Source organism: Cryobacterium glaciale, assembly GCF_004402535.1.
GTDB classification, from domain to species: domain Bacteria; phylum Actinomycetota; class Actinomycetes; order Actinomycetales; family Microbacteriaceae; genus Cryobacterium; species Cryobacterium glaciale.
The window spans coordinates 50079-63811 of record NZ_SOEY01000016.1 but is presented as its reverse complement, the minus strand read 5'-3'; the positions used below and the strand labels follow the sequence as shown (position 1 = coordinate 63811).

Annotated in this window: 14 protein-coding genes; 2 read left to right on the top strand and 12 right to left on the bottom strand. The window is 66.1% G+C overall.

Going from position 1 to position 13733, the window contains the following annotated elements:
- Window positions 1-21 precede the first annotated feature (21 nt).
- Window positions 22-1872 (bottom strand): glutamine--fructose-6-phosphate transaminase (isomerizing), encoded by a 1851-nt coding sequence (gene glmS / locus E3O06_RS07780; protein WP_134502453.1) that lies wholly within the window; start codon window positions 1870-1872, stop codon window positions 22-24.
- 34 nt (window positions 1873-1906) lie between these two features.
- On the opposite strand from glmS, the gene coaA reads away from it, so the two are divergent.
- A complete protein-coding gene (gene coaA, locus E3O06_RS07775) occupies window positions 1907-2863 on the top strand; it encodes a type I pantothenate kinase (protein ID WP_134502451.1) in 957 nt (318 codons plus the stop codon).
- A gap of 259 nt (window positions 2864-3122) precedes the next feature.
- On the opposite strand, the gene glmM is transcribed toward coaA, so the two are convergent.
- The 4 genes from glmM to E3O06_RS07755 form a co-directional block, all read right to left on the bottom strand.
- Complete coding sequence (gene glmM, locus E3O06_RS07770) at window positions 3123-4484, bottom strand: phosphoglucosamine mutase (protein ID WP_134502450.1); 1362 nt, start codon at window positions 4482-4484, stop codon at window positions 3123-3125.
- A gap of 19 nt (window positions 4485-4503) precedes the next feature.
- Window positions 4504-4989, bottom strand: coding sequence for a 30S ribosomal protein S9 (gene rpsI, locus E3O06_RS07765; protein WP_092107287.1), 486 nt, complete (start codon window positions 4987-4989; stop codon window positions 4504-4506).
- Window positions 4990-5056: 67 nt separating this feature from the next.
- Window positions 5057-5503 carry a 50S ribosomal protein L13 gene (gene rplM, locus E3O06_RS07760; RefSeq protein WP_092107284.1) on the bottom strand — a complete coding sequence of 149 codons (447 nt, stop codon included), beginning with the start codon at window positions 5501-5503 and terminating at the stop codon, window positions 5057-5059.
- A gap of 138 nt (window positions 5504-5641) precedes the next feature.
- Window positions 5642-6586 carry a tRNA pseudouridine synthase A gene (locus tag E3O06_RS07755; protein WP_241979977.1) on the bottom strand — a complete coding sequence of 315 codons (945 nt, stop codon included), beginning with the start codon at window positions 6584-6586 and terminating at the stop codon, window positions 5642-5644.
- Between the two features lie 92 nt (window positions 6587-6678).
- Here E3O06_RS07755 and E3O06_RS07750 point away from each other — a divergent pair, with 92 nt between their 5' ends.
- Complete coding sequence (locus tag E3O06_RS07750; RefSeq protein ID WP_134502448.1) at window positions 6679-8646, top strand: acyltransferase family protein; 1968 nt, start codon at window positions 6679-6681, stop codon at window positions 8644-8646.
- A 3-nt stretch (window positions 8647-8649) separates the two neighbouring features.
- Here the strand turns inward: E3O06_RS07750 and E3O06_RS07745 are convergent, their stop codons facing one another.
- The 7 genes from E3O06_RS07745 to rpmJ form a co-directional block, all read right to left on the bottom strand.
- Complete coding sequence (locus tag E3O06_RS07745; RefSeq protein ID WP_134502446.1) at window positions 8650-9693, bottom strand: GNAT family N-acetyltransferase; 1044 nt, start codon at window positions 9691-9693, stop codon at window positions 8650-8652.
- A 32-nt stretch (window positions 9694-9725) separates the two neighbouring features.
- Window positions 9726-10769, bottom strand: a complete 1044-nt coding sequence (locus E3O06_RS07740) for a GNAT family N-acetyltransferase (RefSeq protein ID WP_134502444.1) — start codon at window positions 10767-10769, stop codon at window positions 9726-9728.
- Window positions 10770-10913: 144 nt separating this feature from the next.
- Entirely contained in the window at window positions 10914-11456 is a 543-nt protein-coding gene (rplQ, locus tag E3O06_RS07735; RefSeq protein WP_134502442.1) for a 50S ribosomal protein L17, read from the bottom strand.
- A 52-nt stretch (window positions 11457-11508) separates the two neighbouring features.
- Window positions 11509-12498 (bottom strand): DNA-directed RNA polymerase subunit alpha, encoded by a 990-nt coding sequence (locus E3O06_RS07730; RefSeq protein ID WP_092107272.1) that lies wholly within the window; start codon window positions 12496-12498, stop codon window positions 11509-11511.
- A gap of 126 nt (window positions 12499-12624) precedes the next feature.
- Window positions 12625-13023, bottom strand: a complete 399-nt coding sequence (gene rpsK / locus E3O06_RS07725; protein WP_035834641.1) for a 30S ribosomal protein S11 — start codon at window positions 13021-13023, stop codon at window positions 12625-12627.
- A gap of 45 nt (window positions 13024-13068) precedes the next feature.
- The gene (gene rpsM / locus E3O06_RS07720; RefSeq protein WP_092449488.1) at window positions 13069-13443 is read right to left on the bottom strand and encodes a 30S ribosomal protein S13; all 375 of its coding nucleotides are present in this window, start codon (window positions 13441-13443) and stop codon (window positions 13069-13071) included.
- A 138-nt stretch (window positions 13444-13581) separates the two neighbouring features.
- Entirely contained in the window at window positions 13582-13695 is a 114-nt protein-coding gene (gene rpmJ, locus E3O06_RS07715) for a 50S ribosomal protein L36 (RefSeq protein WP_035834639.1), read from the bottom strand.
- Window positions 13696-13733 lie beyond the last annotated feature (38 nt).

Genomic DNA, 13733 nt, shown 5'->3' with positions numbered 1-13733 from the left:
TCTGTGCTTACTCGACAGTTCCTATTCGACCGTGACGGACTTCGCCAGGTTGCGCGGCTGGTCGACGTCGAGGCCCTTGGCGATGGCGAGTTCCATGGCGAACATCTGCAACGGCACCACGGCCAGCAGCGGTTCGAACAGCGGCGCCGCGAGCGGAATGTGGATGACGGTGTCGGCGAACGGCAGCACCGCGGCGTCGCCGACCTCGGCGATGGCGATGATGCGGGCTCCGCGGGCGCGGATCTCCTGGATGTTGGAGACGACCTTCGGGTGCAGGTGGGCTGAGCCGCGCGGGCTCGGCACGACGACGAACACCGGCTGGCCGGGCTCGATCAGCGCGATCGGGCCGTGCTTGAGCTCACCGGCAGCGAAGCCCTCGGCGTGGATGTACGCAAGTTCCTTGAGCTTGAGCGCACCCTCGAGCGCGATCGGAAAGCCGACGTGGCGACCGAGGAACAGTACAGCGCGGGTGTCACTCATCCAGCGGGCCAGCTGGCGAACCTCGTCTTCAACGCCGAGCACGGTGCTGATCTTCTCCGGGATGGCCTGCAATTCGGCGACCTGCGCGGCCTGCTCGGCCTCAGGGAGGCTGCCGCGCACCCGGGCGAGGTGCAGGGCGAAGAGGTAAAGCGCGGTGATCTGGGCCACGAAGGCCTTGGTCGACGCGACGGCGACCTCGGGGCCGGCGTGCGTGTAGATCACGGCGTCACTCTCGCGCGGAATGGTGGCGCCCTGCGTGTTGCAGATGGAGATCGCCTTCGCGCCGAGCGACATGGCGTACTTGACGGCCATGAGCGTGTCCATGGTCTCGCCGGACTGGCTGATCGAGATCACCAGGGTGTCGTCGCTGAGCACCGGGTCACGGTAGCGGAACTCGTGGCTGAGTTCGACGTCCACCGGCACCTGCGCCCACTTTTCGATGGCGTACTTGGCGGTCTGGCCGGCATAGGCGGCGGTTCCGCAGGCGACGATGACGATACGACGGATGCCCGCGAGCACGTCATCGCCGAATTCGGTCAGTTCCGGCACGATCACCTGACCGTCGGTGATGCGGCCGCGCAGCGTGTTGGCGACGGCATCCGGCTGCTCGGACACTTCCTTGGCCATGAAGCTGGACCAGCCGCCCTTTTCGCTCGCGGAGGCGTCCCAGGCGATGTCGAACTCTTCGGTCTCGACGGGGTGACCGTCGAAGTCGGTGACCGTGACGGCATCCGCTGTGATGGTAACGATCTGGTCCTGGCCGATGGCGACGGCGCGGCGGGTGTACTCGACGAATGCGGCGACGTCGGAGCCGAGAAAGTTCTCACCGTCGCCGAGGCCGATGACGAGCGGGGAGTTGCGGCGGGCGCCGACGACGACGCCGGGCTGGTCCTGGTGCACGGCGAGCAGCGTGAACGCACCGTCGAGGCGGGCCACAATGGTGCGGAACGCTTCGGCCAGGTCGCCGACGCGCTGGTATTCGCGGCCGAGTAGTACTGCGGCGACCTCGGTGTCGGTTTCGCTCGTGAAGGTGAAGCCCTCATTGAGTAGTTCCTCGCGCAGCGGGGCGAAGTTCTCGATGATGCCGTTGTGGATGAGGGCGAGCTTGTCGTTGTCGCCGAGGTGCGGGTGGGCATTGCCGTCGGTGGGTCCGCCGTGGGTGGCCCAGCGGGTGTGGCCGATACCGGTCTGACCGTCGTTGATCGGGTGCGCCTTCAGTTCACCGACCAGGGCCGAGAGCTTGCCGGCCTTCTTGGCCGTGTTGAGCACACCGGATTCATCGATGACGGCGATTCCCGCGGAGTCATACCCGCGATACTCGAGCCGTCCAAGCCCTCCCATGAGAACGTCAACGGTCTTGTTGCTTCCGACATAACCTACGATTCCGCACATGGAAGTCGATTTTAGTCGGACTAAGCTTGGGGGAATGTCCGATCCGGTGCTGGCCCCTGTAATGAACGGTCACGGCACCCCTTTTGTGGAGCTCGACCGAGCCGACTGGGCCGCGCTCGCGCCGACCACCCTGCTGCCGCTCAAAGAGACCGAGATCGTGCAACTGCGGGGCATCGGCGAGCCGCTCGACATCAACGAGGTGACGGATGTCTACCTTCCGCTGAGCCGACTGCTCAACCTCTACGCGGCGAATGCCCGCACGCTGCACCGCGCGACCAGTGGTTTTCTGGGCGAACGGGCTCGCCCCACCCCGTTCGTGATCGGTGTGGCAGGCTCGGTCGCGGTCGGAAAATCGACCACCGCCCGACTGCTGCGCGAGATGCTCGCCCGTTGGGACGACACTCCCCGGGTTGAACTCGTCACGACCGACGGTTTTCTCTTTCCCAATGCCGAACTGAACCGTCGCGGCCTGATGGAGCGCAAGGGGTTTCCGGAATCGTACGACCGACGTGCCCTGCTGCGGTTCGTGAGCGCGGTCAAGAGCGGCGCCCCCGAGGTGCGGTCACCGTTCTACTCGCACCTGAGCTACGACATCGTGCCCGACGCGCAGATCGTGGTGCGGCAGCCGGACATCTTGATCGTCGAGGGTCTCAACGTGCTGCAGCCGCCCGGTCCGGGCCACGGCCTCTCGGTCAGTGACCTGTTCGACTTCACCATCTATGTGGATGCCCGCACCCAGGACATCGCCCGCTGGTACGAGGAACGCTTTCTGAAGCTGCAGCGCGGGGCCTTCGCCAACCCCAACTCGTTCTTTCACCGCTACGCGGCGCTCACCGAAGATGAGGCTCGCGGCAAGGCGCGCAGCATCTGGACCAGCATCAATCAGCCCAACCTGCTGCAGAACATTCGCCCGACCCGGTCGCGCGCAACCCTGGTGCTGCGCAAGGACCCCACGCACGCCGTCTCCAAAGTGCTGCTGCGCAAGGTCTGACCCCGCCACCCGCCTCTGCGTGTCGGCTCGCGGGGTCTCGAGACGCTCGCAGAGCGCGCTCCTCGACCAGCGGTATGGTCAAGCGCGCTCCTCGACCAGCGGTATGGTCAAGCGCGCTCCTCGACCAGCGGTATGGTCAAGCGCGCTCCTCGACCAGCGGTATGGTCAAGCTCGCTCCTCGACCAGCGAAACCCCGCTGGTCGAGGAGCGCGCACGCTTTTCGCGCGCATCTCGAGACCCGGTGCGCCGAAGTACGGGGCTAGAGGGCGAGGCGCTCGCGCACCACGTCGGCCAGGGAGTGCGCCAGGCGGTCGGCGGTGGGCTGGTCGGCGGCTTCCACCATGACCCGCACCATCGGCTCGGTACCGGAGGGGCGCAGCAGCACCCGGCCGGTGTCACCGAGTTCGGCTTCAGCGGCGAGGACGGCCTGGGCGATGACCTCGTCGGCACCGAGACCCTTGTGGTTGACGCCGCGCACGTTCACCAGGATCTGCGGGTACACCGTCATGACGGATGCGAGTTCGGCGAGTGTTTTACCGGTGCGCGCCATTTCGGCCACGAGGTGCAGCCCGGTGAGAATGCCGTCGCCGGTCGTGGCGAACTTGGTCATGATGACGTGACCGCTCTGCTCGCCCCCGAGCGAATACCCGTGGGCGTTGAGTTCTTCGAGCACGTACCGGTCGCCGACCTTGGTCTGCACCATGGTGATGTCGTTGGCCGCCATGGCCTTGCGCAGGCCGAGGTTGCTCATGACGGTCGCCACGAGCGTGCGGTCCTTGAGCACACCGCGTTCGGCCATCGACACGGCGAGAATGGCCATGATCTGGTCGCCGTCGACGACCTTGCCGTCACGGTCCACCGCGAGGCAGCGGTCGGCGTCGCCGTCGTGGGCGATGCCGATGTCGGCGCCGCGCTCGAGTACGGCTTTGGCGAGGTTGTCGAGGTGGGTCGAACCCACCCCGTCGTTGATGTTGAGGCCGTCGGGGTCGGCGCCGATCACGGTGAGGCGAGCGCCCGCATCCGTGAACACCTGCGGAGAGACGCCGGCAGCGGCGCCGTGGGCGCAGTCGAGCACGACGTGGATGCCGTCAAGGCGGTGCGGCAGCGTGGTGAGCAGGTGCACGACGTACCGGTCTTCGGCGTCGGCGAAACGACGGATGCGTCCAACGTCGCCGGCGATCGGCATCAGCGTGTCGCGACCGATGTAGCTCTCGATGCGGTCCTCGACGTCGTCGGGAAGTTTGGTTCCGCCAAAGGCGAAGATCTTGATGCCGTTGTCGGGCGCCGCGTTGTGTGAGGCAGAAATCATCACACCGAAGTCGGCACCGATGTCGTTGATCAAGAAGGCTGCGGCGGGCGTGGGGATGACCCCGGCGTCGAGAACGTCGACACCACTGGAGGCCAGACCGGCCGAAACGGCAGCCGTGAGGAATTCACCGGAGATTCGCGGGTCGCGAGCGACCACGGCGACGGGCCGTCGACCCTCAGCAAGACGTGCTTGGGCACGACGTCCCTTGGTCAGCACCGCGGCGCTGGCCTGGGCAAGGCTCAGGGCCAGGCCAGCCGTGAGATCACGGTTGGCCAGGCCCCGAACGCCGTCCGTGCCGAACAGACGAGTCATATCGTCGTCGGCTATCGGGTTAGCGCTTGCTGAACTGAGGTGCCTTACGGGCCTTCTTGAGTCCGGCCTTCTTACGCTCCTTGACTCGAGCGTCGCGGCTGAGGAAGCCGTTCTTCTTGAGGATGGCGCGGTTGTTCTCTTCGTCGATCAGGTTGAGGCAGCGTGCGATGCCGAGGCGCAGCGCGCCGGCCTGGCCGGACGGGCCACCACCGGTGATGCGGGCGATGACATCGTACGAGCCGAGCAGGTCGAGGACCTTGAACGGGTCGTTGATGAGCTGCTGGTGCAGCTTGTTCGGGAAGTAATCGGCGAACTCGCGGCCGTTGACAACGATCGTGCCGGAGCCGGGGACGATGCGCACGCGGGCGATAGCCTGCTTGCGACGGCCGACGGCTGCGCCGGGAACGTTGAGGACGGCGCGGGGCGCCTTGGTTACGGTTTCGGCCGGAGTCTCGGTGGAGTAGCTCTCCGGAGCCTGGTCAATCTGGTCTGCGATCTTCGCCACGATGATGGGAATCCTTTTTATCCGTGTATCTAAGTATCTAAAGAGTCGAGAAGTCTGGTTGCCGGCGCTACTGCGCGACCTGGCTGAGCGTGTACGGCTTGGGCTGCTGAGCGGAGTGCGGGTGCTCAGGGCCGGCGTACACCTTCAGCTTGGTGAGCTGGGCGCGACCGAGCGAGTTCTTCGGCAGCATGCCGCGGATCGCTTTTTCGACCGCACGGGTCGGGTGCTTCTCGAGCATCTCGGAGTAGTTGGTCGCCGTGAGGCCGCCCGGGTAACCGGAGTGGCGGTAAGCGATCTTCAGGTCGAGCTTCTTGCCGGTGAGGGCAACCTTCTCGGCGTTGACGATGATGACGAAGTCGCCACCGTCCATGTGCGGGGAGAAGGTGGCCTTGTGCTTGCCGCGCAGCAGGATTGCCGCGTGGCTGGCCAGACGTCCGAGGACGATATCGGTGGCATCGATGACAACCCAGTCGTGCTGGAGTTCGCTTGCCTTGGGGGTGTAAGTGCGCGTCACTGTTGTGCTGCTTTCTTCTTTTTCGAACGGAGGTGTTCGTGAATCCCGCTCCGGGCGTGTTTTCGTGAGGAGAACACTGTCGATGGAGGGCTCACGTTCGGGCGCCGTGCTGCAACGCACAGACACCAAGGGACAACACTAGTCGGAGGCGGCCGCGGATGCAACCTGGGCGGCGGCCGGCAGTGAGCGCCGGTTGCGAGTGTCCACGGCGCGCTGCGCCAATGACGCATCATCGGGGTAGCCGACGTCGATCAGGGTGAGGCCGTGCGCCTGCATCACCTTGAACTCGCTGATGCGGTGCTTGTCGAAGTGCAGGTGCGCGAGGGTGCTGCCGTCGAGGCGCCCCTCCCCCACGGCCACGCAGGCGCCGACCATGGCGCGCACCATGCTGTGGCAGAAGGCATCCGCTGTGATGCTGGCGATGATCAGGCCGTCGTCGTCGCGCCACCAGCGAAAGTCCTGCACGGTGCGGATGGTCGTCGCTCCGGGGCGTGGCTTGCAGTAGGCCGCGAAGTCGTGCAGGCCGACCAGGGTGGCTGCAGCGGCGTCCATCGCGGCGAGATCGAGTGTGAACGGATGCCAAGTGGTGCGCAGCCGCTGCTGCGGGTCGTGCAGGGCGAGGGGGTCGGCGATGCGGTACTCGTACCGACGCCACAGGGCGGAGAACCGGGCGTCGAAGCCGCCGGGCACGACCGTGGCACGGCGCAGCACGACGTCGGGTTTGGTCACGAGGATGCCGCCGAGGCGGCGCAGCACCGCGGTGCCGAGGTCGACCGGCGGGCGGCTTCCGGTGCCGCGCTGAATGCGCACCAGGGAGTGCGCCTGTTCGGCGGTGAGGTCGAAATGGGCGACCTGCCCGCGGGCGTGCACCCCGGCATCCGTTCGGCCGGCGACGATCAGGGTGGGGTGAGGGGGAAAGCTCTGCAGGATGCCGGCGAGCCCGTTTTCGATGTCGGCCTGCACGGTGCGAAAGCCCGGCTGGCGGGCCCAGCCGGTGAAATCGGTGCCGTCGTAGGCGAGGTCGAGGCGGATGCGCGTGGAGCCCAGCGCTGCATTCGCGGCGCGGGGCACAAAAAGATTCACGAGGGTAAGCCTAGGTGGCGCGCGCGGGTTATCGTTGAAACCGGCCCCTGGTCCACCCCCCTTGTGCGTGCCAAAGAAACCTCGTGTTGCCCATGACTCGTTCCCCGCTGTCGTTCCCGTTCACCGGGAGGACTCGGTCGACGACCGCGACGATTCTACCGATCGCCGGGCCGGTGAACACACCCGTGCTGGGGCCGCCGAACGTGCAGCGCAGCGGCCGTCTGGCCGGGCTCGACGGCCTGCGCGCCCTCGCCGTCATTGCCGTCGCGCTTTACCACTTCTTTCCGGCGATACTGCCGGGTGGCTTCATCGGCGTCGACGTTTTCTTCGTGATCAGTGGTTTTCTGATCACCGGACTGCTGGTCTCTGAGCACACCCGAACCGGGCGCATCTCGCTGCGCCGATTCTGGCAGCGGCGCGCCCGCCGGTTGGTGCCCCCGCTCGTTCCGGTCATCCTGGCCAGTTGCAGCATCGCCTTCCTCATCGGCGGCGATGTGCTCGTTGGTCTCGGCGCCCAACTGCTCGGCGCCACGACCTTCGGCTACAACTGGGTGTCGATCGCCAATGACGCCAGCTATTTCAGCGTCAACGAGCCCGAACTGCTGCGCAACCTGTGGTCGCTCGCCGTGGAAGAGCAGTTCTACCTGGTCTGGCCGCTGCTGCTGCTGGCCGTGCTGCTGCTTCGCCGCCCGCGCGTGCGACTGGCCGTCGTCACCGCCCTGTTCATCGCCTCGGCCCTGTGGATGGGCGTTTTGTATCAGCCCGGCGCCGACCCGACCCGTGTGTACTACGGCTCGGACACGCACAGTTTCGGGCTGTTCGCCGGTGCCGCCCTCGCCCTGCTGCTACGCCGCCCGAGCGGGCACCGCAACGAGCTGCCGCGCCTGCGACCGTGGCTCGGAGCGGCCGCCGTGGTCACGATCATCGGGTTCGCGCTCTGGCTGCCCGAGAACGGCGCCGCGACCTACCGCGGCGGCCTCGTCGCCGTGAGCCTCGCCACAGCGCTAGCCATCTGGGCCGGCGTGCGCGGCGGCCGGTTCGGGCTCCTGCTCGACTCGGCCCCGCTGCGCTACCTCGGCGAACGCTCCTACGGCATCTACCTGTGGCACTGGCCCGTGCTCGTGCTGCTGCAGCTACTCTGGCCGGCGTCGTCGCCAGCCGGCAGCCTGCTGCCGATCGGGCTGCTCGCCACCGCCATCACCCTCGTCCTGGCCGGAGTGTCCTACCGCTGGCTGGAACTGCCGATCCGCTCGGTAGGCGTGCGCGGCAGCATCCGCCAAATCGGGGCTCTCTGGACCGGCCCGACGCACCGTCGCCGCCTGGTCGCCGCAACGGCCGCGCTGTCGCTGCTGCTGGTCGGCGGCACCACGGCCGCCGTCGTCGCCGCGCCAGCGCAGACCTCGGCGCAATTGCGCATCGAACGCGGCCAACGGGCAATGGATGCTGCGGCGCGCGTCGCCGCGCAGGCTGCGGCCTCCGAGGCTGCCCGCCAGGCCACGGCAGAGCCCGCCCTGGCCGACGGCCCGATCACGGCCATCGGTGACTCGGTGATGCTGGCCTCGGCCCCCGAATTGCAGGCCACCTTCGCGGGCATCACCGTGGACGCCTCGGTCTCCCGCGGCATGTATTCCGCCGATGACATATTGCTCGCGCTGCAGGCTGCCGGCCAGTTGCAGCCCGTTGTGGTGGTGGGGCTCGGCACCAACGGACCGATCACCGACGACGAGCTCACCGCGATCCTGCGCATTCTGGGGCCGGATCGACAGCTCGTGCTGGTCACTGCCTACGCCGAGCGAGACTGGACCGACGGCGTGAATGCCACCCTCGCCGCTTTTGCCGCGGGCAATCGCCGGGTCGAACTCGCCAACTGGCACGACACGATCGCGGGGCGTCTCGACCTGCTGGCCGGCGATCACGTGCATCCGGGCCCGACCGGCGGCCAACTCTACGCCGACGAAGTGCGAGCGGCGCTCGACCGTCTCGCGGCGGTGCCGCCGCTGCCAGACACCAGCTGGCTGATGCGTGACCCCGACGCGCCGCGTCCGCCGCCCTACCGCTGAGGATCAGAACTCGAGCACGTAGGCCACCTCGCGGTTGGTAGCGAAGAAGCCCATGCCGGTGTACAGGTCGAGCGCACCGGTCGGGCTCGCCGAGTCCACGTCGAGGGTGGCGCGCTCGTGCCCGGCGGCGCGGCTGGCGGCCAGCTGCGCGGCCAACAGAGCCTGCGCGATGTGGCGGTCGCGCCATCCGCTCAGCACGCCGACCAACCCGATATAGCTGCTGCGGTAGCCAGCCGCGGCCCAGTCCTCTTCATTGACGCTCGACATGATGAAGCCGACGACGTGCTCACTGCCGCCTTGCTCGGTTGCGAACGCCACGAACGAGAGCGCGTCGACGAACGTCGCGCCGGTGACGTAGGCGTTCCAACTCTCGTCGGGAATGGGCTGGCTCGACCAGTGGTCCATGAAGGCCGCGTCGCGTGCGGCGTGCACCGCGGCCGACAGCTCGGGCGTGTAACCGGCCACGCGGATGCCGTCCCCCAGTTCGACCGCCCGAATCGGGTCGTCGAGCAGGCGGTCGAGCGACAGGAAGTAGCGGGTGGCGACCAGACCGAATCGTTCGTAGAGGCGGCCGTTCAGCCGGGCACGCTCATCGCACGAGGCGGTGATCCAGCCGGGCAGCTGCTTGGCGGAGGTCGCCAATTGCTGCCGGGCACGGGCGACCTGCCAGCTCAGCAGCTCCCGCCCGATACCGCGGCCGCGCATTTTCGGCAGAACGCCGCCGCCGAGGTTGGATTTCACGAGCGTCTCCTGCCCGACCTGTTGCACCACGAGGCCGTGGGCGATCAGGCAGCCGTCGGCACCCTGGGCGACGAGGGTATCGGTGTCAGCGTTCACGAAGGAGAACTCGAACGCCTCGCCCACTTCTTCCCGTTCGAGAACGTAGTTGGGGTGATCGGCGCGGCCCATCACCTTCTCGAGCTGCCAGATGGCCTCGATATCGTCGGCCGTCGCCGGGCGCCACAGCGCGACATCGGCATGCTCAGGAACGGGCAGCTCCGCGGGCGCAGTCACGCGCGCCGAGAGTGGAGTCGTGGGAGCGGTCATGCTTCACCCTATCCACGCAGCCCCGGTTCGGGCTAGAACTCCAACGTGTACGCCATCTTGCGGTGGGTGGGCACAAAACCCATCCCGGTGTAGAGGCCGAGGGCTCCGGTGGGACTGTCCGAGTCGACTGCGAGGGTCACCCGCTCGTGGCCTAAGGCACGGCCTGCCCCGAGTTGGGCGGCCAGGAGGGACTGGGCGATGTGGCGGCCGCGCCATCCGCTCAAGACGCCGACGAGGTCGATGTAGCTGCCGGTGAATCCCTGGGTGGCCCAGACGTTCTCGTTCGCGGTCGCCAGCACGAAGCCGACAACTCGCTCGGTGCCGGTTGCGTCTGTACCGTAGGCCACGAAGGAGAGGTCGGGCCGAAACCATTTCCCGCCGACGAAGGCGTTCCAGTTCTCCTCACTCATCGGCTGGCTGCCCCAGTGGTCCATGAAGGCGTCATCGCGGGTGGTGTGCACCTGCGCCGAGACGGCGGGGGTATACCCGGCAATACGGATGCCGTCAGCCGCGTCGACGACGCGCACGGGTGCATCCAGCGGTCGCTCCAGGGTGAGGAAGTAGCGCGTGAGGCTGAGGCCGGCGTGCTCGAACAGGGCCGCGTTCTGCGGGGAACGTTCGTCGGCGTAGGCCAGGATCCAGCCGGGCAGGGCCTTGGCCGACGACGCGAGCTGCTGCTTCGCCCTGGCCAGCTGCCAGGCCAGGAGCTGGCGTCCGATGCCGCGACCGCGCAGCGCAGGGTGCACTCCGCCGATCGGCAGCGAACGCACGAGACTCACCTGGCGCGGCGGGAACATGACCATGCCGACGGCCACAATGCGGCCCGTGGCGTCAAGACCCACGAGCGAGTCGAGGTCGGGGTGAAAGTGCGAGTAGCCGAAGTCGGCGGCGATCGCGCCGCGCGCCGTGAGGTAGTTCGGGTGGTCGACCTGGCCCATGAATTGGCGCAGCTGCCAGATGCCGTCGATGTCGTCGGTGGTGGCCGGTCGCCACAAGGCGACGTCGCGGTGCGACGGAACCACCGGAGCCGCCACAGCCCCGACACGTTCTGTTAACGGAGTTTCACTTTGGTCCATCCCCCAACCCTATCTTCACGCGAGAGCGGGAAAATTGTTGCTTCACGCTAGCTGAAGCAGCCATTTTTCCGCTCTCGCGGGGTGTGGGTAGGGGTGCAAAAAGGGGGGAGCCAACTTTCGTCGGCTCCCCCCTCACAGGTGGTGCTACTTCTTGTCGGCCTCTGCTGCAGCGTCGTCGACGGCTGCGTCTTCAGCAACAGCGGTCTCTTCGACTGCGGCGTCTTCGACGACTACGTCTTCGGCCACGACGTCTTCGGCCACGACGTTCTCGGACCCGACGGGGGTCGCGGCAACGGTCGCGGTCTTGGAGCGCTTGACCTTGGGGGTCAGGGGCTCGAGGACGAGCTCCATCTGCACCATGGACGCGTTGTCACCCTTGCGGAAACCGAGCTTCGTGATGCGGGTGTAACCGCCCTGACGCTCGTTGACCTGCGGGGCGATGACCGTGAACAGCTCGTGCACGACGGTCTTGTCGGTGATCGTCGCGAGGACGCGACGACGGGCGTGCAGGTCGCCGCGCTTGGCGAACTGCACCATGCGCTCGGCGAGCGGACGCAGGCGCTTGGCACGGGTCTCGGTCGTCTTGATCGACTTGTGGGTGAACAGGGCCGCGGCCAGGTTCGCAAGCATGAGGCGCTCGTGCGCCGGGCCGCCACCGAGACGGGGGCCCTTTGTGGGCTTAGGCATTGGTAATCTCCAGTATCAAAAAAAATCGAAAGGCAGCGTTGAAGCGCGAGCCTTAGATGGTCTCTTCTTCGTAGCCGCTGTAGAAGTGCGCGCCGTCGAATCCGGGAACCGAATCCTTCAGGGACAGGCCAAGCTCAACGAGCTTGTCCTTCACTTCGTCAACCGACTTCTGCCCGAAGTTGCGGATGTTCATCAGCTGGGTCTCCGAGAGGGCGACCAGTTCGCTGACGTTGTTGATGCCTTCGCGCTTGAGGCAGTTGTACGAGCGCACCGACAGGTCGAGGTCTTCGATCGGAATCGAAAGCTCGGTCGAGAGCACAGCGTCAACCGGCGCTGGGCCGATCTCGATGCCCTCAGCGGCGGTGTTGAGCTCGCGGGCCAGGCCGAACAGCTCGGTCAGGGTGCGACCAGAGGATGCGATGGCGTCGCGAGGCGAGATAGCCGACTTGGTCTCCACGTCAACGACGAGGCGGTCGAAGTCGGTGCGCTCACCGGCACGAGTTGCCTCGACACGGTAGGTCACCTTGAGCACGGGCGAGTAGATCGAGTCGACCGGAATCTGGCCGGCCTCGGAGAACTCGTTGCGGTTCTGGGTGCTGGACACGTAACCACGGCCACGCTCAATGGTCAGTTCGAGTTCGAACTTTGCCTTGTCGTTGAGGGTTGCGATGACCAGTTCCGGGTTGTGCACCTCGACGCCGGCCGGAGCCGAAATGTCAGCGGCGGTAACCTGGCCGGCACCCTGCTTGCGCAGGTACGCGGTGATCGGCTCGTCGTGCTCGCTCGAGACGACGAGGCCCTTGATGTTCAGGATGATCTCGGTGACATCTTCCTTCACACCGGGAACGGTGCTGAACTCGTGCAGCACGCCGTCGATACGGATGCTGGTTACAGCAGCGCCCGGGATCGAGGAGAGCAGGGTACGGCGAAGCGAGTTGCCGAGGGTGTAGCCGAAGCCAGGTTCGAGCGGCTCAATGATGAACCGTGAACGGAACTCCGAGATGTTCTCTTCGGTGAGCGTTGGACGCTGTGCAATAAGCACTGTTGATTCCTTTCGGCTAAGTGTCCGCTATATGACACTTGCAATGACGAGAGAGTGAAAAGTTGAAAGAAAAGAGTCCCGACGGGCTCGGCCGAAACTGAGCCCGTCGAGATGACAGCGAGTGCTTTAGACGCGGCGGCGCTTCGGCGGACGGCATCCGTTGTGAGCCTGGGGCGTCACGTCGTTGATCGAACCGACCTCGAGGCCGGCGGCCTGCAGTGAACGGATCGCGGTCTCGCGGCCTGAGCCGGGTCCCTTGACGAAGACGTCAACCTTCTTCATGCCGTGTTCCTGCGCCTGACGGGCGGCCGACTCGGCGGCCAGCTGTGCGGCGAAGGGGGTCGACTTGCGCGAACCCTTGAAACCAACCTGGCCCGAGGAGGCCCAGCTGATGACAGCACCGGTCGTGTCGGTGATCGACACGATCGTGTTGTTGAAGGTGCTCTTGATGTGGGCCTGGCCCACAGCAATGTTCTTCTTTTCTTTCTTACGCGGCTTCCGTACGGCCGACTTGGGTTGTGCCATGAATTTCTCCTGAATCCTAAAGGCGTTAGCGGGCTAGGCCGGGGCCTAGCGCGCCTTCTTCTTGCCGGCTACGGTGCGCTTCGGGCCCTTGCGGGTGCGAGCGTTGGTCTTGGTGCGCTGACCGCGCACGGGCAGGCCCTTGCGGTGGCGAATGCCCTCGTAGCTGCCAATTTCAACCTTGCGGCGGATGTCAGCGGCAACCTCACGGCGGAGGTCACCCTCAACCTTGAAGGTTCCTTCGACGTAGTCGCGGAGAAGGACGAGCTGGTCGTCGCTCAAATCCTTGACGCGGATGTTTCCGTCGATTCCAGTGTCGGCGAGGGTCTTGAGGGCCCTCGTACGGCCAACACCGTAAATGTAAGTCAATGCAACTTCCACGCGCTTATCGCGCGGGATGTCGACGCCGGCTAGACGTGCCATTGTGTCTCCTGTTAGTGATGGAGGTCTGTAACAGCTCCTGTACACCGGCCTCCAACCGATGGTGTCACCCCGAAGGGCTCCCGGAACTGCTATTTGTTCGGTACTACTGAGGTAGCTGCCGGCCGCGAGGCCCGCAGACTAACCCTGGCGCTGCTTGTGACGCGGGTTCTCGCAGATGACCATCACGTTGCCGTTACGGCGGATGACCTTGCACTTGTCACAGATCTTTTTGACGCTGGGCTTGACCTTCATGGTGATTCCTTGTTTTTCGCTGTCTTCGTACCTTCGGG